The 22,526-nt window shown below is 43.1% G+C and carries 16 protein-coding genes; 9 read left to right on the top strand and 7 right to left on the bottom strand.

Annotated features, from left to right (window positions below; translation table 11 throughout):
- Nucleotides 1-16: 16 nt before the first annotated feature.
- The gene (locus FO440_RS05660) at nucleotides 17-898 is read right to left on the bottom strand and encodes a helix-turn-helix transcriptional regulator (protein ID WP_144247240.1); all 882 of its coding nucleotides are present in this window, start codon (nucleotides 896-898) and stop codon (nucleotides 17-19) included.
- 215 nt (nucleotides 899-1,113) lie between these two features.
- Here FO440_RS05660 and FO440_RS05655 point away from each other — a divergent pair, with 215 nt between their 5' ends.
- From FO440_RS05655 to FO440_RS05620, 8 genes are all read left to right on the top strand, one after another.
- Nucleotides 1,114-2,274: an alpha-hydroxy acid oxidase gene (locus tag FO440_RS05655; protein WP_144247239.1), complete on the top strand. Its 1,161-nt coding sequence runs from the start codon at nucleotides 1,114-1,116 to the stop codon at nucleotides 2,272-2,274.
- A 155-nt stretch (nucleotides 2,275-2,429) separates the two neighbouring features.
- Nucleotides 2,430-3,314, top strand: a complete 885-nt coding sequence (locus tag FO440_RS05650) for a dienelactone hydrolase family protein (protein WP_144247238.1) — start codon at nucleotides 2,430-2,432, stop codon at nucleotides 3,312-3,314.
- A 153-nt stretch (nucleotides 3,315-3,467) separates the two neighbouring features.
- Complete coding sequence (locus FO440_RS05645; RefSeq protein ID WP_144247237.1) at nucleotides 3,468-4,904, top strand: DUF3863 domain-containing protein; 1,437 nt, start codon at nucleotides 3,468-3,470, stop codon at nucleotides 4,902-4,904.
- A 130-nt stretch (nucleotides 4,905-5,034) separates the two neighbouring features.
- Nucleotides 5,035-5,712 carry a peptidoglycan recognition protein family protein gene (locus FO440_RS05640; protein ID WP_144247236.1) on the top strand — a complete coding sequence of 226 codons (678 nt, stop codon included), beginning with the start codon at nucleotides 5,035-5,037 and terminating at the stop codon, nucleotides 5,710-5,712.
- Nucleotides 5,713-5,873: 161 nt separating this feature from the next.
- Nucleotides 5,874-6,617, top strand: a complete 744-nt coding sequence (locus tag FO440_RS05635; protein WP_144247235.1) for a hypothetical protein — start codon at nucleotides 5,874-5,876, stop codon at nucleotides 6,615-6,617.
- A gap of 32 nt (nucleotides 6,618-6,649) precedes the next feature.
- Entirely contained in the window at nucleotides 6,650-8,950 is a 2,301-nt protein-coding gene (locus tag FO440_RS05630) for a GH92 family glycosyl hydrolase (protein ID WP_144247234.1), read from the top strand.
- Nucleotides 8,951-9,298: 348 nt separating this feature from the next.
- The gene (locus tag FO440_RS05625; RefSeq protein WP_144247233.1) at nucleotides 9,299-11,770 is read left to right on the top strand and encodes an FtsX-like permease family protein; all 2,472 of its coding nucleotides are present in this window, start codon (nucleotides 9,299-9,301) and stop codon (nucleotides 11,768-11,770) included.
- A 147-nt stretch (nucleotides 11,771-11,917) separates the two neighbouring features.
- On the top strand, nucleotides 11,918-12,361 hold the full coding sequence (locus FO440_RS05620; RefSeq protein ID WP_144247232.1) for a VOC family protein: 444 nt from the start codon (nucleotides 11,918-11,920) through the stop codon (nucleotides 12,359-12,361).
- 105 nt (nucleotides 12,362-12,466) lie between these two features.
- Here the strand turns inward: FO440_RS05620 and FO440_RS05615 are convergent, their stop codons facing one another.
- Both FO440_RS05615 and FO440_RS05610 read right to left on the bottom strand, forming a co-directional pair.
- The gene (locus tag FO440_RS05615) at nucleotides 12,467-14,071 is read right to left on the bottom strand and encodes a TlpA family protein disulfide reductase (protein WP_144247231.1); all 1,605 of its coding nucleotides are present in this window, start codon (nucleotides 14,069-14,071) and stop codon (nucleotides 12,467-12,469) included.
- Between the two features lie 104 nt (nucleotides 14,072-14,175).
- On the bottom strand, nucleotides 14,176-15,501 hold the full coding sequence (locus FO440_RS05610) for a glycosyl hydrolase (RefSeq protein ID WP_144247230.1): 1,326 nt from the start codon (nucleotides 15,499-15,501) through the stop codon (nucleotides 14,176-14,178).
- Nucleotides 15,502-15,923: 422 nt separating this feature from the next.
- On the opposite strand from FO440_RS05610, the gene FO440_RS05605 reads away from it, so the two are divergent.
- On the top strand, nucleotides 15,924-19,289 hold the full coding sequence (locus tag FO440_RS05605) for a TonB-dependent receptor (protein ID WP_144247229.1): 3,366 nt from the start codon (nucleotides 15,924-15,926) through the stop codon (nucleotides 19,287-19,289).
- A gap of 54 nt (nucleotides 19,290-19,343) precedes the next feature.
- Here FO440_RS05605 and FO440_RS05600 read toward each other — a convergent pair whose 3' ends face one another.
- The 4 genes from FO440_RS05600 to FO440_RS05585 form a co-directional block, all read right to left on the bottom strand.
- Nucleotides 19,344-19,790 carry a DoxX family protein gene (locus FO440_RS05600; RefSeq protein WP_144247228.1) on the bottom strand — a complete coding sequence of 149 codons (447 nt, stop codon included), beginning with the start codon at nucleotides 19,788-19,790 and terminating at the stop codon, nucleotides 19,344-19,346.
- 96 nt (nucleotides 19,791-19,886) lie between these two features.
- Nucleotides 19,887-20,639 (bottom strand): sulfite exporter TauE/SafE family protein, encoded by a 753-nt coding sequence (locus FO440_RS05595; RefSeq protein ID WP_144247227.1) that lies wholly within the window; start codon nucleotides 20,637-20,639, stop codon nucleotides 19,887-19,889.
- A gap of 78 nt (nucleotides 20,640-20,717) precedes the next feature.
- A complete protein-coding gene (locus FO440_RS05590) occupies nucleotides 20,718-21,617 on the bottom strand; it encodes a helix-turn-helix domain-containing protein (protein ID WP_144247226.1) in 900 nt (299 codons plus the stop codon).
- Nucleotides 21,618-22,490 carry an SDR family NAD(P)-dependent oxidoreductase gene (locus tag FO440_RS05585; RefSeq protein ID WP_144247225.1) on the bottom strand — a complete coding sequence of 291 codons (873 nt, stop codon included), beginning with the start codon at nucleotides 22,488-22,490 and terminating at the stop codon, nucleotides 21,618-21,620.
- Nucleotides 22,491-22,526: the final 36 nt, after the last annotated feature.

The following is a 22,526-nucleotide window of genomic DNA, read 5'->3' as shown; positions in this document are numbered from 1 at the left end:
TAAATATACAAATCGCCTAACCTAATCCATGCTTCTCATGCATTTTATTCCGGTATTGCTCGGGGCTTAGTTTGTTATGCTTTTTAAAGTGGCGAGAAAAATAAGAGAAATCTTTAAATCCCAACTCGTCGGCTATTTGTCCTATCTGGTGGTGGCTTTGCACCAGCATTCGTTTGGCTTCAAGCAGTAAACGGTCCTGCACAAACTCGCTCGCCGTTTTACCGGCTACGTTTTTTACAACTTCATTTAAATAATGCGGTGTTATAAAAAGCTCGTCCGCGTAGAATGACAGTTTCTTTTGCGCTTTGTAATGTTGCTCCAGTATCCGCTTAAAATTATTGAAAATGGCGGTATGGTTTGACGGTAAATGACTGTTATTATCCTGCGTTAAATAAACCCTTTGCAGGCAATTTAAAAATACGTACAACATAGAGCTGATGGCCAGCTTTGAATAATCGGTCCGGTTAAATTCTGCATACAACAATTTTAGCAGTGGCTCCAAAACATCTTTTGTCGGGCTGTCCAGTTTTATATTGGGGCTGCGGTAGCTATCGTTTAAAAACGAAAGCTGTTGTAGCGCTTCTTTATTGGTAAAATTCAGGATAAAAAACTCTTCGGTAAACATAATGCTGTCACCCTTTACCGCTTCATACTTTTCAAAATGATGCGCCTGCCCCGGCGACATGAAATAAATGGTATCAGTTGACAAGTCGAGCTCCTGGTTGTCTACAAAGTGTTTGGCAATACCTTTACGAATCCACAGTATCTCGTAAAAGCTATGTTTATGTGGCCATACAAACGGCGCGGGTCGGTTCAGGTTTTCAAACGGAACAATTACAAACTGCTGTTCTTTAGCATAGTAGGGCGAAAAATCTTTAATATCATAAATAGGTATCATGAACTATATTTATTATGTTTTTCGACTTAATGCTGTGTTTGCCTGCTAAAAAATCTTAATATTAATGATCAATTTATAGTAGGTTTATCTATTCTTTTAAGCGAATGTACGGAAAGTACCAATTAAGGTAAGTTTTATACTAACCAAATAATTAATGTACGCCTACCTTCGTGTAAACCAATTGTTAAATATAATTACTCAATAAGGATAATAATATGTCTGATCTATTAAGTTACGACCCAAGATATCCATCTATAGGCGATCTGAAGAAAAAAGCTAAAAAACGGATCCCAAAATTCGCGTTTGATTATTTGGAGGGCGGATGCAACGAAGAGGTGAACCTTTTAAAGAACGAAACCGATTTTAATGACATCACCCTGATGCCGCAATATTTAAAAAAATATGAAGGTGTTGATACCAGTGCCGAATTATTTGGCCACCGTTATGACGCGCCGTTTGGTATTGCGCCTATCGGCTTGCAGGGACTGATGTGGCCAAACTCGCCAGAAATACTGGCTAAAGCTGCTTTAAAGCATAACATACCTTACATATTGAGCACGGTATCAACCAGCAGCATAGAGCGCATTGCCGAAGTATCTGAAGGTAAATTCTGGTACCAGTTGTATCACCCCGCTAAAACCACCATGCGCGACGATATCTTACAAAGGTTGAGAGACGTTGATTGCAAGGTGCTGGTAGTATTGGTGGATGTCCCTTCGTTCGGCATCAGGTACCGCGAGATCAAGGCAGGTTTATCTATGCCGCCAAAAATGAATATCAACAACATATTCCAGTCATGTATCAGGCCGGCCTGGTCTTTGTCTACTCTACAACATGGCATCCCTGAATTTGCCACGTTAAAAAAGTACATGGACAAAAGCCTTAACATGGGCCAACTGGGCCAGTTCATGAACGCGTCGTTTGATAAGCGTGTGGATGTGGACAAGATCGCCGCCATCCGCGATCAATGGAAAGGTAAACTGGTGCTAAAAGGCGTGGTAAGCGAGCAGGATATGGAAAAAACTTTAGCGCTTGGCGCGGATGGTATCATTGTATCAAACCACGGCGGCAGGCAGATCGACGCAGGCGAATCGTCTGTGCGCTCATTGCATACCCTTGCCGCCAAATACAGCGACAAACTAACCATTATGATGGATGGCGGCGTACGTTCCGGACCGGACATTGCACGTGCAATGGCTTGCGGTGCCAAATTTACATTTATGGGCCGTCCGTTTATGTACGGGGTATCTGCATTAGGAAAAAAAGGCGGCGACCATACCATCGCGGTGCTTAAAACACAGTTTAAACAAGCCATGGAACAGCTTTGCTGCGAAAAGGTAGAAGCCTTGCCGGAGACTTTGATCTCGTTTAAGTAAAGCTTGTATTAAAGATAGAAAATGCGGAAGCCTCAAATCTTGAATTTGGGGCTTTCGTGTTTATCGCAAGAAAACTTTCAGGTAACCACACTGTTACATCTTTGGTAAAGCGGCATGAACGGGAATAATTAAATTTGAATAAGCCTTTTTATATTATGAGCCAGATCAACAAAGAAGACATTAAACAGGAAGTATTTGATCTTTACGACGACTACGCGCACAATCGCTTAGATCGCCGCGGGTTTATGGAAAAACTATCGATCTACGCGGTAGGCAGTTTAACCGTGCCAGCGCTGATGAGTTTCCTGATGCCTGATTATAAAGCCATCCAGGTAAAGCCTGACGACCCGCGCCTGGTATCAGAATATATCAAATACGATTCGCCCAAAGGTGGCGGTAGCATTAAAGCCCTGCTATCAAAGCCAAAAGATGCCAAAGGTAAACTGGGCGGCATAATAGTGGTGCACGAAAACCGCGGTTTAAACCCGTATATTGAAGACGTAGCCAGACGCGCCGCACTGGCAGGGTTTATTACCCTTGCGCCCGACGCGCTGACCCCGCTGGGTGGTTACCCGGGCAATGACGACGCGGGCCGTGAAATGCAGGCCAAACGCGATAAAGGTGAGATGGAACAGGATTTTATAGACGCGTTCAATTATTTAAAAAACAACAAAGACTGCAACGGCAAAGTAGGTGTTGTTGGTTTTTGTTACGGTGGTGGTATTGCCAACATGATGGCGGTGCGCCTGCCTGACCTGGCAGCGGCCGTTCCATTTTACGGCAGCCAGCCCGACGCGGCAGATGTACCTAAAATTAAAGCGCCTTTATTGCTGCATTACGCATCGTTAGATACCCGTATTACCGGCGGCTGGCCGGCGTATGAGGCAGCATTAAAAGCCAATGGCAAAAAATACCAGGCCTATATCTATGAAAATGCAAACCACGGTTTTCACAACGATACCACTCCGCGTTACGACAAAGCCGCGGCAGAACTTGCCTGGAAACGCACCATTGACTTTTTTAATGAGTATTTGAAATAAGCATTTTGATCAGTTTGATTTTTAAGCCAGCTGCTCGAACCGTAGCTGGTTTTTTTATTGCTTTACAATCCTATCAACCCATTTCACATCTTAATTTTAAATAGCAACAATTCACGATAAATTATAGCTTTATGCATCCTAAATTATAACCGGATGGAAAGAAGAATATTTTGTAAAAACTCTTTAGTGGGAGGCGCCGCTATTATGGCCAATCCTTTAATTAAAAAAATTAGTCCTTTTGATATGCCTGCGGCAAACGCACCAACTACACTAATGGGCAATAGGTTTGTCACCTTTTGTATCATGATCCGCACTTCGCCGTGGGAGGTGTCACGGGATGTTAAACTGATCAAACGGGATGAGGGGTACGCGCACACGTTGAAGGTGGTGCAGGATATGCGTGAAACTTTTGCAAAAAATAATCCCAACGGCCGCTTAACCTGGGGTTTTACATTGAACGCTTTAGAAGATAAACGTTCCAATTACGTAGATATCAGGAAATATGTGGCCGAATGCCAGCATAAATATGGCGACGAGGTATCTTACTTCCCCGGGTATTTCCCGGCGATGTACCTGTCGCGCCACCGCATAAATGTGGAAATGACAGAGGCTATCCAGCGCATAACCGATATGGTTGGCGGCGGCTATCGCCCTAAAGCAATTATGGGCGGATTTTTATCAGCAGATAACCTGGCCTATCTTGCCGAAAAAGAAAAGATCCATGTTGCACATGCTGTGATCTGGAGTCAGCATGAAACGGATGGCGGCGGAGCTGATGGGTCGCCATCATATCCTTTTTATCCGTCTAAAGAACATTTTTGCAAACCCGCACAGGGCAAAAGCGATTTTATTGACTGCGTGAACCTGGACGGCTGGAGTGTTGATTTTCTTTGTGCGTTACAAAGCGGTAATATTTATGGAACCACCCCCTTTAATGGCGCGGCAAGCCGCCGTGGCGTAGGCCCTATTGAAAGCTATGGCGACTGGGGGCTGGATATCGGCCACCAATCGGTAATGCACACGCAATCAATCCATTTTGACAGGGGATTTGAACTAAATGGATTTGGCTGGATCCCCAATATATGGGAGGCAGCATTGGTAAAGATCCCTGAACGTAACAATTGGGACGAAACCTTTGCATTAAGAGCGCTTGAGAAATGGGTAGGCGCTACCGTACAAAAATGGCCCGACGTGAAATTTGTAACCTTTGGCGAATACGGCGAATTATGGCGCAGCCATTTCCCTGACAATGAAAAATGGAATTACAGGTTTGAAGAAAAAGGACTGGGCATTGGTAACTCGTGGGGTGACGAAGAGATCAAATGGTATATGAATAAAGAGTTTCGCCTGGCGACATTGCGAAACTGGCATAAAAACACGCCCGCAAGGATAGTCGATTTTACCCGCTATGATCTCCCGGCCAAAGAGCCTGCTGACCCATCGCCTGAAAAGCCCGTGAAAGACTGGAGCTTAATGAACCGCATTAATCAAAAAGGCTTACGCCTGCAAGATGCTCCGATTTTGCCATCCGAATTAAAGAATGATGAAAAGCAATTGATCGCTAAATATTATCCTGATTTTTTTAAATAATATAAATTGAGCACACAATAATATTTAATATAATACAAGGTCTTAATCTGCTTATTTTCAATAATTAGCAGGTTATTTTTTTATGCATTGATGTATAAAAAATATTACTTTTATACAAACCAATCATATCATGAACATACAGCAATATCCCCTGCCTGAAAACCAGTACCATGCGCAGGAGTTTCCCAAAACACAGATCGTTATTCATCATACTGCCAGCGGCCCATCAGCAAAAGGCAATATCGACTATTGGAAAACCGACCCGGTAGCGGTGGCAACCGCTTTTGTTATTGGTAAAGACGGTATTATCCAGCAGGCTTTCGCCTCAAAATATTATGCCGCACATTTAGGCATCCCTGCTGCATTTATTCATGGGCTTGGTTTTAATGATTATAGCACCCGTTGCGATACCCTGCACAAACAAAGCATAGGTATTGAGCTTACCTGCTGGGGCGGCCTAACACAAAAAAATGGCAAATGGCTAAATTACCTGAGCCAGGCCATACCTGATGCCAATGTACAAACCTATTCGCCCCCTTTTAGGGGATTTGCAGGGTTTGAGAAATATTCTGCTGAGCAATTAACTGCTGTAAAAGAATTAATATTATACCTCTGCAATAAATATAAGATACCAACAACCTACCATCCGGGCATGTGGGATATTAGCAAAGATGCTATTGGGGGCGTGCCGGGCATCTGGACGCATACTTCTTACCGCATAGCCAGTGATAAACAGGATTGCCATCCGCAGCCCGAATTAATAGCGCTGCTGCAATCGTTGAGTACTGTTTCGACACCTGCGGTTTAAACTATAAACTTTTATTGCTTGAATACAAAGACGCCTCGAACCTAAAAGTTTGAGGCGTCTTTGTATTCATTAATTAGTCTATAAATATCATGATATATAACACAAATATAATATTGGCAAGCCGGGCGTTTAAGTATCTTTGAGCTTTTAACCTTATCGCAATGAAGAAATTTTGTATTTTATTTGTCTTGTTTATTATTTCCGGTGTGTCAATTTGTAATGCACAACAGGAAACACGTTCCTATCGCCCCGGTACAGTTACATTTGCAGATGGCACCAGGGTTAACGGGCTGATACGCACGTTTGATACTATGCCATGGTACAACCAACGCTATATTTGGTTTATTGATTCGGCCTCATACGCCGCCAATCCCAATGTAAAAGGTAAAAAATATAGGGCAGACGACATGCAGACCTATCAAATAGGCAATGTCATTTTTGATAAAGTGCACTATGTTAATACCGAAAATTTACAATTGAAAAGTCTTGGCAGTAACGATCATATGATGGAAAGGCTGACGATCGGGCGTATAACCTCACATCGTTTTTATGATTATCCGCCGGATACTTATGGTGATTCGGGTACCGAAGAAAAAATTGAACGTGACGAAGCTCAACGCAAAAATGATCTGTTAAAGGGCTATAAAATTCTTTGTGTGAAAGATGGCGAGGGCAAGCAGCAAAACGCGTTTGATATAGATCTGCTTAAACTTTTGGAAGACGTACCATCGGTGCAAGAAAAATTCCAATCCGGGGGTTACGGGAACCAACCGGTGGTAGCACATAAGGGGCTTGCAGCAAAGATGATCGCCATGGCAAAAAAGGCCACATTTAAAGAGGAGGAAGCCACCGCAATTATAGCGGCATTTAATGATTTCAATGTACAAAGCGCACCCGCTAAGTAAGCCGATTTGAAATAATTAAGTAATATTGTATCATGAAAAAAGCTCTCCTTGCGGCCTTAGTACTATCGGCGCAATCCCTCTTCGCACAGACTAACAAACCGGCTAATTTAATTCAATATGTAAACCCGTTCATAGGTACGGGCGCGGTAGATAAGAACAGCCTTTCGGGCAGTAATTTCCCGGGACCGACTACCCCGTTCGCGTTTGTACAATTAAGCCCGGATACGCGCGATGCACCGGACGATCCGGCATCAGGCTATGACTATAACGATAAGACCATCGTCGGCTTTAGCCATACACACTTAAGCGGTACCGGCGTGGCAGATCTGTTTGATGTTTTGTTGATGCCAACTACAGGTAAAATAAAATTAGATCCGGGTAAGGATAGCGTTAAAGGCAGCGGTTACCGCTCAGCTTTCTCACATAAGCAGGAATCAGCCAAGCCGGGATATTACCAGGTTATGCTGCAGGATTACGGCATCAACGCCGAGTTGACCTCAACATCGCACGTGGGTGTGCACCGCTATACTTTCCCTAAGAGCGATAGCGCGCATATCATCATTGATCTGAACCACTCGTTGGATAAGAAAAGAAACTATTGGGAATGCCGTATAATAGGCGCCGAGATCAGAGTGGTAAACAATACCACCATCGAGGGTTACCGGATATTGACAGGCTGGGCAAAACTGCGTAAGGTTTATTTCCATGCCGAGTTTTCAAAACCGTTTACCAGTACCGTATTGGCTAATGGCGGCAGGCGCATTGAAAACATGCCAGTAATTAACGGCACATCGATAAGGGCGGCGCTAAACTTTAATACCACTGCTAATGAGCAGGTATTGGTAAAAGTGGCCCTGTCGCCGGTAAGTGTTGAGAATGCCCGCAAAAATATGCAGGCAGAGCTAAGCGACTGGAACTTTGACAAGGTAAGTCAGCAAAGTGCGGCCCAATGGGAAACCGAGTTGGAAAAGATCAAAATTGACGGCACGCTGCAACAAAAGCAAATCTTTTATACTGGTTTATACCACGCCTTTACCCAGCCCAATAACGTAGCCGACGTAAACGGCGACTACCAGGCATCAGACCTTACCGTTGGTAACGCGCCTGATAAAGCACATTATTCTACTTTTTCTTTGTGGGATACTTACAGGGCCGCCCACCCGTTATACACCTTTATTCAGCCTGAAAAAACTGCTGCTTTTATCAACAGCATGATCAGGCAGTATGATACCTATGGTTACCTGCCCATATGGCAACTATGGGGCGATGAAAATTACTGTATGATAGGTAATCACGCTATCCCGGTTATTACGGATGCCATATTGAAAGGCATCCCAGGTATTGACGCGGAGAAAGCCTACCAGGCAGTAAAAGGTTCTTCAACAACAGATCACCCCGGCTCGCCGTTTACGGCATGGGAGAAATATGGCTATATCCCTGAGGATGTTGAATCGCAATCGGTATCTATAACTGTCGAGCAAGCTTATGACGATTGGTGCGTGGCGCAGTTGGCTAAAAAGCTGGGCAAGACAGACGATTATGAGCATTTTATGAAACGGTCGGCCTTTTACAAGAACCTGTACAATCCTAAAACCGGTTTCTTCCAGGCCCGTAACAAAGATGGCAAATGGGTAACGCCATTTAACCCGCTTGATTATGGCGGCAATGGAGGCAGCCCTTATACCGAAGCTAACGCCTGGCAATACTCATGGTATGTACCACAGAACGTACCCGACCTGGTTAATTTGATGGGTGGCAATCAGAAATTCACTGCCAAGCTGGATACCTTCTTCACTTTGGCTAACAAGCCGGGCGACGTTAACGGAAATGCCTCGGGCTTTATAGGTCAGTACGCGCATGGTAATGAGCCAAGTCACCATATTGCTTACCTGTATGATTATGCAGGACAGCCATGGAAAACCCAATTTTATGTAGCAAAGGTGCTAAACGAGTTATACAACAACTCGTCATCAGGCTACCAGGGTAATGAAGATTGCGGGCAAATGTCGTCATGGTATACCTTTAGCTCTATGGGCTTTTACCCGGTAAACCCGGCTAATGGCGTTTACGCTATCGGCTCGCCGATATTGAAGAGCGCGGCTATGCAGCTAAGCAATGGCAAAACCTTTAGTGTGAGCGTAAAGAACGCTTCGCCGGCCAATTGCTATATCCAATCAGTAAAACTTAACGGCGTTGCTTACAACAAAGCATACATAACGCAACAGGATATTATGAACGGCGGTACGCTTGACTTTGTGATGGGTGCAAAACCTAACAAAAGCTGGGGCACCAAAGCAGGCGATGTACCGCTTGCCTGGGGTTACAATAAATAGCGTTTGTCTCACGCGAGTGTGAGCTACATGAGCCAAGTGAGCCAACTTATAAGTAAGTGAAATTTGGGTTCAAAATCGGCTAAATAACTGATAATAATACGGTGCAGAATTTTTGTTCTGCACCTTTTTTATGCGCTTACCGGCCAGGCATCCAGCCCTTTAATTCTGTGGTGTCACGGAATTGATAATTCAGTCACCCCAACGCGGCGATGGTCTAAAAGCGGACTCCTCTTGTTCGCTTTTGATACAATTCTGAATTGATTTTTGATATAAAAGTCAATAAATCAATTAGTTGCATCATGGCATGAAAATTATCGGGAGATATTATTAAGTTTTAAGTTGAACGTCATGATCAAAAATTATTTAAAGACAACTCTCCGTGGTTTTTGGAAAAACAAAATGTTTACGCTGATCAATGTGATCGGTTTGTCCGTCGGGATAGCTGCCTCGCTTGTTATTTACCTGATCGTACATTTTGATTTTAGTTTTGACCGTTTCCACCGTGACGAAAACAGGATCTACCGTGTTGTTACCAACTTTACGACCCCTGGTTCGCAAACTTGTAATGCCGGTATTTGCGGCGCTGCTATAGACGTGGTGAAGCGCCAATTAACCGGTGTTGAAACAGCTGCACAAATTTTCACCCTCTACCAGCCAAACGTATCTACGCAAACAACAAATGCAAATCAGGCGGTGTTCAAAGCTCAGGATAATGTTATCCTGGCTGATGACAGCTATTTTCGCCTGTTTTCTTATCACTGGCTTGCAGGCTCGTCCGCCGGTGCGCTATCGCGGCCTAACCAGGTAGTTTTAATGGCAAGTCAAGCCAAAAAATATTTCCCGTCGTTAACTTATGATCAAATGATCGGGCGTAAAGTATTGTATGATACCCTCATTACCACAGTATCCGGTATTGTGGCGGATATCAAAGAAAATACAGACCTGACTTTTCATGATTTCATCTCTTTTTCAACTGTTGAAACTACGCCGGCACTGAAAGCCCGGGTTGTGGTTAACAACTGGAATGGTACAAGCCCCGAACAGCAACTATTTATCAAACTGGCCATGCCAACAGTTGTCACCCGGTTAACCAAACAATTAAATACCGCTTTTAAAAAGACGTTGCCCGCAACAAGTGCATCTAAAAATGACGCGCCGTCCTTTTATTTTCAGCCATTGGCCGATATGCATTTTAATGCTAATTACGGCACCTTTGGAAATGGTCGGACAGCCGATAAAACTACACTTTATGAGTTGCTGGCCATCGCACTTTTTTTGCTAACACTTGGCTGTATCAATTTTATTAATCTAACAACAGCACAATCGGTCAGGCATGCAAAAGAGATCGGTATTCGAAAAACCATGGGCAGCAGCCGTGGGCAGTTGATGGCGCAGTTCATGACAGAAACATTGCTGACCACATTTGCAGCCCTGGTGATTGCTTTTGTGACAGCTCCTTTATTATTGCATGAATTTGCAGCCTTTATTCCTGCAGGCATTACAGCCAACATGATCTGGCAACCTGCTATATTAGCATTTTTACTGCTTTTAGCGATAGCTGTTGCCTTAGCAGCAGGTTTTTATCCGGCTATGATTTTGTCATCCTTCGACCCGGTTTCAGTTCTGAAAGGACAGTCGCAAAGCGATAGCAGCAACACCCGCAATACCCGTTTGCGCAAAACCTTAAGTGTTACCCAATTTGTGATAGCCCAGTTTTTCATTATGGCAACGGTACTGGTGAGCAAGCAAATATATTATGCCCTAAATAAAGACCTGGGCTTCCGTAAAGAAGCAGTACTGATCATTAACTCGCCCTGGAAAAATCGCCAGCCCGGACTGAACCATATCTTTATGAACAAACTTCGTACTATGCCGCAGGTGGTACAGGTGAGCGCAGGCCGCGATGCTCCTTTGTCAAATGATCCGCACACAGCCTCGGCCATCTATCGAGATGATAAAAAAGAGATCAAGGTAGATAAGATCGCAGAAAAGTTTGGCGACGAAAATTATATAAACGTTTACCATATTCAATTACTGGCGGGCCGAAACCTTGAAGCCCGTGACACGGTTAATACCGTATTGATCAATCAAAAACTTGCCACCTTATTAGGATTTAAAAACCCTAAACAAGCAGTAGGCAAATCGCTGTCCGGCTTTAATGGTCAGCCGCAAACGCAGATCATCGGTGTAATGGCAGACTTTCAACAGGAATCCATTCATGCTCCAATTATGCCACTGGTTCTTTTCACCAGCACTAACCCGTATTTTAATGGCACTTTCCATATTGCTTTGAAACCGCGGACCGGAGACGGCGAAAACTGGAAATCGGCCATCGCAGCAATGCAGGATGCATGGAAACAGATATACCCTGATGACGACTTTGATTACAGGTTTTTTGATGAAAGCATTGCCAAAATTTACACCAGCGAACAAAATACATCCAAACTGCTTAGCTGGGCAACTGCTCTTTCGGTATTGATTAGTTGCCTTGGCTTGTTGGGTTTAACCGTGTATACTACTAACCAGCGAAAAAAAGAGATTGGTGTACGCAAAGTACTGGGCGCTTCGGTTACCCAGGTAGTACGTTTATTGTCAACAGAACTTGTATCATTGATCTTGATCTCGTTCGTAATTGCAACCCCGCTGGCCTGGTTAGCCATGAATAAATGGATCCAGAATTTTGCAGACCGCACAACGGTAAGCTGGTGGATATTTGTATTAAGCGGTGTGGGCATGCTACTGGTTGGCCTTTTAACTTCAGCAGCACAAACCGTCCGCGCAGCCTTGATTAATCCCGTGAGAAGTTTGAAAAGCGAATAAATTATGGCAGATATATAAAAGCACCTTTCCGTTTCCGCAAGGCCTTTCTATCGGGAGTCCCTGTGGGGATAGAAAACAGCCAATATTTCTTCAGGTTTATTTTCATAAAACCTTTGACGGTATTATAGGTTATGAACTAAAACTACCATGGCAGAAAGTAAGTTACTCAGGATGGATAATGTAGGCATTGTGGTGAAATCGCTCGATAATGCTGTAGCCTTTTTTACAGAGATAGGCCTGAAGCTGGAAGGGCGGATGGTTATTGAAGGCGAATGGGCAGGCCGCGTTACCGGATTGGAAAATCAGCGTGTAGAGATAGCAATGATGGTTACGCCCGACGGGCATAGCAGGCTGGAGCTTTCACGGTTTATTGATCCGCCTACGGTTTCTGACCACCGCACAGCCCCGGTAAATTCGCTTGGTTATTTGCGCGCCATGTTTGCTGTAACAGACATTGACGAACTGGTAAGCCGGCTTATTAAGCAGGGCGCGCAGTTGGTTGGCGAAATAGTACAGTATGAAAATTCGTACCGGCTCTGCTATATCCGCGGAACCGAGGGTTTGCTTGTAGGGCTGGCACAACAGCTTTAATTTTAAGTCTTCGCAGGATCCTCTATCGAGTTTAAGATTAACCCATAAAATCTCCGAGAGACTGAGAGGACAAAAATGTAGTAATCGAGTAGTTCGTCCTTACAATCACTCATTAGCCAAAGCCAATAATTGCTTTTTGATTTGATCGGTCTGGTTCCATTTAAAATCCCTGTCAACTATGTTGCCGCGCTTATTAACCAGCGCATAATGGGGTATGCCGGTTACCTGAAACTGCTTAGCCAGTAAATTATATTGATCTTGGGTTACACGGTAATGCTCGCCTTTAATGCCCGGCATTACGGTTTTGTAGCTTTTTTCGGGCGAAGAAGTATTGGTGATGTACAAAAATACAATGTCTTTGTTTTGTGCCAGATCTTCTTTCAACGGGGCAATTTCTTTAAGGCTTATCATACAAGGCGCACACCATGTGGCCCAAAAATCAATAAAAACTGCCTTGCCCTTATACTTATCCATCATCTTTACAAAAAAGCTATCGGCCGGGGCGTTTGCTTGAATTTGATTATAGGTATAACCTTTTGAAGTTTTACTATCGCGGATATTTTGTTTGATCTTATTGTTTAGCGCTGCCACATCAGCCAAAAGAAATTTATTTTTAATTCTCGCCTTTACACGGGCAAACTCCGCATCTGATAAAGTATCTTTTTCATCATCCATGCGCTGCGATACTACCTGGAGATCCATCAGCTCAAACTCAAGCGAAATATTTGTATTTAAAAGGCTTTTCAACACAGCCGGCCTTGCTTTTTCTAATGCTCCCGGGGCAGTTGGGTTACGCCAGGCCATGTTTTCATAATATGCTATGGTAGCTTTAACATCTTTGTTAGAGGTGTCTTTAGTTTTAAGCAAATTGATCTCATTGGTATAATCTATCCGCCCTGCTTTGTCATAAATTGGTTCTATGAACATTAACCAGTTCATAAATTGATAATAATCGTACACTTCCATCGCTGCAACATCATTATATTTTATTTCTTTCAAAAAATAGTAATAGGCGGTATTAAGTTTTACGGGGCTTAATACAGGCTTCTTGCTATCAAACGGCAGCTTATTTCTTATACGATAAGCATTTTCCCGCAAGCTGTTATATTGTATAAGTACGGCGGCAATATTGTATTGTACGCTTCGCCTGGCTAATTCATAAGTATGAATGTTAATATTTGAAGCTTTTGCAACACTATCAATTAAGGCTAACTTATGATTTCTGATCTTTAAGAAATAAGCTTTGAATTGCTCAGGCGTTAGCTGATATATGTCTGAGTATATGGCGTTCCAGTTGTAATCCATTAAAATTGGCCTAACCTTATTGATATCATTATTAATCAATGCCATTTTAGCATCACCCTTAAATACCGAAGATACTTTCCGGACATCTGTAACATCAAAATCCTGAACCAGTTTTTTGCCGGGTTCAAAATATACCACGCTATTAAAAAAAGGGAAGGTTATCCAACAACCCTGTTTATGTACTAAGGGGAAATTTGCATAAAACGTTCCGTCCGGCTTAATATCGATCAAATACATATCATGCAAACCGGTTACCACGTTATCTACAAGTAATTGTGCATTTTTAAAACCAATGCTGGCCGAGTAGCCTTTTATTGTACCTGAATAAGTGGTATTTTGAGATTGAGCGGATGTCCTATAAATCGACAAGAGCATACAAACGAAAACTAATATTTTTTTCATCATAACAAGGTATTAGGCAGGTAACGAATATAGTGATTGGTTTAATAAGACTTTACCCTTATTAATATTTTTCCATGCAGCTTCCCTGAATGCTTGTTGTTTTCCGCCTATAATTCAATAACTACAGGATGATCATTTAGAGTTAATGTTACCTCGTTACTATTTTTATACGTATTAACAGGATCTACACCTATAATAGGATCATAAACTTTTACATTCACGGCCTTTTTGCCTAAGGTTACTTTCACTTCATCGCTGCCATTGGCTTTCTCGTCCCATATCACCAACTGAAATTTGCCGTTGCTGTTTTGCAGCAGCAGGTCATGCACGGTTTCGGGGCAGTTGGGTATGGTGTAAGCCAAAATTCCCGTTTTTTTGGCTGCGCCTTTATCAGCCAAGATAGTGGTGAAGTTATGCAGGTAAACGGCAGCTTTTCGCGGGGTGTAATCCTTTTGGTAAAAACCAAAGGTTTGGTTCCCGTCCTCGTCCGAGCGATCCCTTAACAAGTAAATGGATGTATAGCTCCACTTAAGTTTAAATTGCGCAAGGTAAAGGTTCAGATACAGGCGGGCTTGTTTTTCTTCGGTCAACGCGCCATCAAGCGTGGCACCGGTTTCGGTGGTTACTTTGGGCAGATCTTTTAGCTGATCCTCTGTATAGCCTTTAAATTTCGACCGCCAGGTTTTACCATAATTGCCATATAAGCCATCCACCTTACAAAGCAGACCCGGGTCGGCAGCGTTCCAGGTTTGGTTATCATATAACCCGGGGTGCGAGGGGTGCAGGAAATAATTATGGCAGGTAGCATAATCTGCACAGCGGGTATCGTCAGGCATTGTCAGGCCGGCGCCTGCCGGGATCTGCAGGTATTGCAGGCCCACATTGTCTTTTTGCGCCCCGCCTTCGCTGATACTCCACACAGGGTATTTGTTTAACACCGCGTCTGCTTTCACGGATTTATATAGATCACTTTGCAGTTTGGCTACAGCCTGCCAGCTTAGGTCCTTGCCGCCTTTTTCGCCTTTGTAATCAATGGGCCAGTTATTGGGTTCGTTAACCCCTTCAAAAGCCAGCAAAGCTCCGGCCCTGGCCAGCATCCGGCCACCGGCCAGTAAACGTTTCAGATCTGTTCCGCCGCTCATTAAACCGTAGCTGAATTTAATGCCCGTTTCGCGGTGCAGGGTTTGATAATCCTGGTCGGTAGCATTACCCTCATAGCCCGACCTGATCCATCTTATGCCCGTATATTTTATGGCGGCAATAGTTTTATCGAGCGATTCGCCCCGGCTTGAAATGGCCGAGTTAACGCCGATGCTGTTTAAAAAATCATTAGTGCTTATTGCGGTTACAGGCGCCGGTTTAGGCGCCTGAAAAAACAATGCTAAAGGCAGCGCCGCGGTTATAAAACCTATTTGCAGGATAGTAAATTTCATATAGATCTGACAGGTGTGGACAAGATACAAAATACGCCTGTCAAGAAACAGATAATAATTTGTCCATATTTTCGTTTTTGGGCCGATTTGTTGAAAACAAGATAAAAAACCACAAAACAGCCATAATATCGACAGAAAATGCCCTTTCGTGCGATTTTTTCCACAAAACGGCCATTATTACCTTAATGTAAACAATTTAAAGGCATAAATTGCCAAAAATACCATCAAAATGTGTATTTTATTAACTTTTTTAATCAAATATTAAATTAACATTATCAATAATCCTATTTTTTGTCTAAAATGTTAATAAAGTGTTTAATATAATATTTGAATTGTTAATAATAAATTAACATTATACCTGTTTGAGCCATTTATATTTGTAACAAATTAATTGATATTCATTAAACTCATCAAAAACAAGTATGAAAAAAATTTTACTTTTATTCTTACTGGTGTCGGGTGTGCTTTTTACATTAAGCAATAATGTAAACGCCCAGGGTGTAACAACCGCCAGTGTGCATGGTATTGTAACCGATGCCAAGGGTATTATTCCCGGTGCTACCGTTAGCATTACCCACCTTCCAACAGGAACAGTTTATTCGACCGCTACACGTGCCGATGGCCGTTTCAACATCCCCAACTTAAGGGTTGGCGGTCCGTACACTTTTAAGGTTACTTTCGTAGGCTATAAAGAATATACTGAAGAAAACATTAACTTAACCATAGGCCAGGATCAACGCGTTGACGTTAAGCTTGAAGATAACATGGCACAGTTAAAAGAGGTTACTGTAAGAGGTAACGGCGGCAAGGTTATCAACTCATCACGCACAGGCGCCCGCGAAACGGTAAACCGCGCACAGATCGAAGCATTACCTTCACTTAACCGTTCATTAACTGATTACACCAGGTTAACGCCGTCTTCATCATCAAACGGATTAAACATTGGCGGCAGAAGCAGTACTTATAACAACATTACTGTTGACGGTGCTTTGTTTAACAACTCATTCGGTTTATCAGGTACGTTAGGTGGTCAAACCAGCTCACAGCCAATATCTTTAGAGGCTATAGACCAGATCCAGGTTGATATTGCTCCGTACGATGTGCGCCAGGGTAACTTTACCGGTGCAGGTATCAATACCGTAGTAAAATCAGGTACTAACGAATTTAAAGGCAGTGTTTATGATTATTTCCGTGGTAACGGGCTTACCGGCTTTCACGCAGGTACTATCGATGTGCCTCAAACCAAAAACACTTACAGGCAAACAGGTGTAAGCGTAGGCGGACCGATCATTAAGAATAAATTATTCTTCTTTGTATCGGGCGAGCAAGAGCGTATAAGCGCTGCGGCAAACTCATTTGTCGCTACAAAAGATGGTGTAAGCGGTGCTAACGTTTCACAAACTACAGCTGCCACTTTAGATGCTTTAACTTTAGCGCTAAAAAAATACGGTTATGTTCCTGGACCGTACGAGAACTTTAACTATGATACCTATAGTGATAAAGCTACTGTTAAGTTAGACTGGAACATCAACAAAAACAACGTTTTAAGCGCCAAGTATTTTTACTTTAAATCATACAAAGACCAACCGCCAAGCGGTACAGGCGCAAATGCTTTGTTTGGTGCTACAGCCAGGAATGCAAGTACCATCAGTCTTCCGTTTTATGGCGCAGGTTATCGCATTAATAATAACTTTAACATCGGCATCATTGAGTTAGCTACACGTATATCAAGCACCATGTCTAACAAATTGACATTGGGCTATTCGGCTCTGCGTGATTACCGTGCATCGTTAGGTAACACCTCAATTCCTTTTGTTGATATCGGTAACGGTACATCTGATGCTTCTGGCAACGTAGTAACAGCTCCAACAGGTGTTGCTACCAGCTTTGGTTATGAAGTATTTACTGCCAATAACCTGTTAAATACCAATATCTGGCAGTTCTCTGATGATTACAGCATTTATGCCGGCAAGCATGAGATAACCATTGGTACCAATGATCAGTTGCAAAGCTATAAAAACGGTTTCGCACCTAATTATAATGGCTTATACAGCTACAACTCCGCTTCAGACTTTATCAATGGCTTGCCTGCAGCTGCTTTTTCTACACGTTATTCAGCTATAAGCGGCGGTTTTCCATTCGCTAAAATATCTGCATCTACCTTCAGCGCGTATGTTCAGGACAAATACCAGGTTACCGATAATTTTAAACTATCATACGGTGTAAGGGCTGATTATAACGTTTACCCTACCAGCTTAGGTGCAAACGGGCCTGCTACGCTATTAACTTTCCAGGGTGGTATGCATGTTGATCCGTCAAAACTGCCAGAAAACCGCGTAGCTATTTCTCCGCGTTTAGGTTTTAACTGGGATGTAAACGGTGATAAATCAACCCAGGTTCGTGGTGGTTCAGGTTTATTCTCAGGCGGCGTACCGTTTGTTTGGATCTCTAACCAGGCATCAAACAATGGTTTGTTGTTTGGTTCATATACCGTACTTAAAAGCAACGCGGCTAATACCGACGCACAAAAGGCTCAGTTGATATTTAACCCTAACGTAGATGCTTACCACCCTACAGGCGGCGGTGCTGCAAACACTTCGTACGAGTTAGATATTGCCAATCCTAAACTGAAGAACCCTAAGATCTGGAGAACAAACCTTGCCATTGATCAGCAATTGCCTGGTGGCATTATAGGTACCATCGAGGCTGCTTACACCAAAGATATCAACGCTATTTATCACCAGAATTTAGTTTTATCTGATGCTTACGATGTATTAAAAGACAGTTATGGTCAAATACGATATAAACAAAAAAACACCACACCTGCCGGCCCGGCGGGCACAGTGCCAACCATCAATAACCCTGCTATAACCGCTTTGTATTACATGACCAATACCAGCGCGGGTTATTCATATTTTATTACCGGCCAATTGCAAAAAAGCTTCACCAGCGGGTTTTATGCTAACGTTGCTTATACTTACACCAAAGCAAAAGATGTTAACGATGGCGGTAGCACTGCCAGCACTATCTGGGGCACACGCGCCGTTTCGGGCAACCCAAATGCTGACAATATTTCAAACACAAACTTTGTTCAGCCTAATCGTTTAATAGCTTCGTTTGCTTATAATCACTCGTTCATCAAAAACACCAAATCGTCATTCGGTTTAATATTTGAAGCTGCAGCAAATACTGCTTCAGCGTCATTTGCTAACGGTAGCGGTAACGGTAATGTATCTTACATAACAGCAGGCGACGTAAACAACGACGGTGTTAGCAATGATTTGATGTACATACCAAGAAGCGCGTCTGAGATCACACTGGTTCCGGATTTTAACGGTGATACACGTACCGCCGCACAGGAATGGGCACAATTGGATGCCTTCATTAAGCAAGACCCATATTTAAGTAAACACCGCGGCCAGTTTGCACAACGTAATGCTGTAATACTGCCTACATTTAAAAGAGCCGATTTTAACTTTACACAAGATCTGTATGTACAGTCTGGCAAGGTTAAAAACACTTTAAGGTTATCAATAGATATCATTAACGTAGGTAACCTGCTAAACAGAAACTGGGGATTATACCAAACTACTGTAAACCCTATTGGCTCAGGCGGTTTAGTTACTATTCTTAACTACAAAGGTTTAGATGCTTCAGGTAAACCAACATACTCTTTCCCGTATGCTGACAGTAAGAACCTGATCCCTTTAACCAACTCATACAAAACAGATACCAACCAGTTATCACGCTGGCAGGCACAAATTGGTATAAGATATATCTTTAACTAATTTTATCTGATACGACAAAGCCCCTTTAGCGTTGCTAAAGGGGCTTTGTTATTTTTACTTCTGCCGGTTTATAAGCCGGTTATCTACAGAAAATTTACCGGCACCTGATAGCATTAATGAAATCAGCCCGGCAATATATAGCAAGTTAATTTCATAACCCGGCGGCCCAAATTTAGGTCCGTTTGGCGTAAGGCCAATTGTATTGACCGAGCTAAAACCAAATTTTAGCTGGATAGTTAGCATAGCAACCAACATAGTACCTATCAGCGGGATAGCGACAAAAAAGGTGAACGCGCCGGCAACGATCATAAGCCCGCCAATGAGTTCAATAAAAGGAACCACCCACGAGGTAAGATGAGGCAGCGGCACCCCCGTTTGTGTTAATAGTTTTTCAAACCCGGCCGGGCCTCGGCTTAGCTTTACAAATCCATGTGCAATAAACCCGTAACCTATTATTAACCGTAAAAATAAAGGCGCGAGCTGTTGATTGTTTGTTTTCATGTTGATGTTTTAATTAAAGGTTGTCATTTGCTTTGAGTTATAGTAAGGCATAACTATAACCACAGCTTAGTCGAAAAAACAGCAGCAACCTTACAATTATTTATGAATTGGCACAATGGCATTAACTATCAGCAAAATACCCAGCATTAACAGCATCAGGTAGCTATATTTAAAAAAGCGCTCGCCCTGCATGCGGGCATTAATTGCCCTGCCGATAAGGATGGCAGGTATAAGTACCGGCAATGAAACCAGGTAATAAACAAATAATTTAGGGATGAGTAAACCGCTTATCCAATAACCAATCACTCCCGTAAGGCTTGCTATCAAAAAATAAGCTTGTAATGTAGCCCTGAAGTGCTGCGCTGTCCACCGTCGTTTGGCACCATAAATAACCAGTGGCGGCCCGTTTATACCGTATGCTCCGCCCAAAATGCCGGAGAGCAATCCGCAAACGAAAAGCCATTTCTGACTATCCTGCTTCAATTCTTCCAGGCAACTGCCGCTTAACAAATAACCGGAAAAAGCAATAATGATAAAGCCAAGTATCAGTTTTACCCAATATTCGCCAACATGTACCAGTAGCCACAGGCCCATAGGTATCCCGATAAGGGAATAAATAATGAGCCCCCCGGCGCTTTTTATATGGATCTTTTTATGATCCTGCACAACAACAAAACCGGCTATGGTAACCGATATCAATACAGAAAGCGGCACCCCGACGTTAAGGGGAATAAACAACGCTAATAACGGCACGGCTATTAACGACTCGCCAAAGCCAAACGCAGAACGAAAGATTGTGGCAGCAAAAATGATGAGGACAATTTGAACAAGAACAGGTGTAAAGAGCATTAATTATATGAAATTATGACCGCGAAAAGGTTATATTATTTAACGTATTTTTAGTCATAATGGTATCTGCTCAGCCTGTTATTGCCTGAAAGATGTGGGTGTGCCGCCGGTAAGCTTTTTAAAGAAATGGTTAAAATGGGCGCTGTCTTCAAAGCCCAGGCTGTAACCAATTTCAGATATATTCCAATTGGTGTGTTTAAGCAGGGCCTTTGCTTCGGCGATCATGCGTTCAAAGATGAGCTGGGTTGTAGTTTTGCCAACCGTATTGGTTATTGCGCGGTTAAGGTGGTTAACATGCACATTCAACTGCTCGGCAAATAACTTTGCCGACCGCATTTTAAATTGCTGTGATAGTGATTCTATGGGAAACTGGCGCTCCAGCAGATCCATAAAAACGGATGTAAGCCGCGTATTGGCATCTACATGGTGGTACAGCGTTTCGTTAGGTTCCATTTTTAAGGCCAGGTGCACCATCTCCATTACATACCCTCTTATCAGGTCATATTTATATAAGTAGTCCGACTTGATCTCCTGGTGCATTTTCTTAAAGATATTGAGCACCTGTGTTTCCTGCTCGTCATTAAGCGGGAACACAGCCCGCGCGCCGGGAATAAATACCGGGATATCCTTAATGTTGCTATGCGCCTGCCCTGCAAAAAAAGCCTCTTTAAATATGCAAAAGTAGCCCGACGGGTCAATGGTCATCCGCTCAAACTGGTAAGGCACCAGCGGATTAAAAAATATCAGGTTGCAGCCATTTACTTCAAGGCTTTTATGGGCATAATGAAAAACGTGCCGGCCCTTAATGATCGAGATCTTATAAAACTCGCGGCGGGTATATTTTACTTCGTGCTTTGCCTGGGTATAGATCTCGTCATAGCTAAACACATTAAAATGCCCGATGTCCTTTTTAAGGTCATCAGGCATCCAGCTAAATTTATGCTGATAAAATTCTTCTAACGTTTCTGTTGGCTCCATCTATTGCAAATTTAACACATTAGGCTGTTGCCTGTAGTCGGTTGCAAAAGATAGTTCTTTCCATTTTTCAAGGTCGGTAGCTAATGCTTCGATCTTTTGCGACGCGCGGTTATACGCATCAGTCCCCATAAACAAACGGACGGGCGGCTCATCCATTTCGGCCAGTTGAATAAAAATATCAGCAGCTTTATCAGGGTCGCCGGCTTGTTTGCCGTCCATGGCCAACATGCGCTCCTGCGATTCCCTGATCGCTTTGTAATCGGCTATCTGGTTTTTTGCCAATACCAACGATTGTTCAGTTAAAAACTCCGTTCTGAATGCGCCGGGCGCGGCTACGGTTACTTTAATACCAAACTCTTTAACATCCTGTGCCAGTACCTCTGATATGCCGATAAGAGCATACTTGGTAGCCGCGTACAATGACCAGCCGGTAGCGGGGGCAAAACCGGCTATTGATGAGATATTTATAATATGACCAGACCGCTGCGCGCGCATTACCGGCAATACATATTTTATTACGTTTACAGCGGCAAATACGTTGATATTAAAGCAATCTACCACTTCATTTCCTGAAAGCTCTTCTACACTGCCGCCAATGCCATAGCCGGCATTATTCACCACGACATCAATTTTACCGAATGTTTCTACCGCTTTTTGGATAGACGCGTGGATAGATTCGTCATTAGAAAGATCAACCGCCAGCGGTAAAAACAGATCGGCGGCAACATCGCCAACCGCGGTTTTTAACGCGTCTATTGTCCTGGAAGTAGCGGCAACTTTATTCCCGGCCAGTAGTAATCTTTTAACCAGCGACAGCCCTAACCCTTTTGACGCACCGGTTATGTACCAAACTTTGTTTTCCTTTGTTTTCATTGTTACAAAGGTCTGTCAAAAACCAGGGCATGTGTT

This window comes from Mucilaginibacter corticis, from assembly GCF_007558865.1.
Classification (GTDB): Bacteria; Bacteroidota; Bacteroidia; order Sphingobacteriales; family Sphingobacteriaceae; genus Mucilaginibacter; species Mucilaginibacter corticis.
Note: the sequence above shows the minus strand (reverse complement) of the source record. Positions and strands in the feature narration are given on the sequence as shown.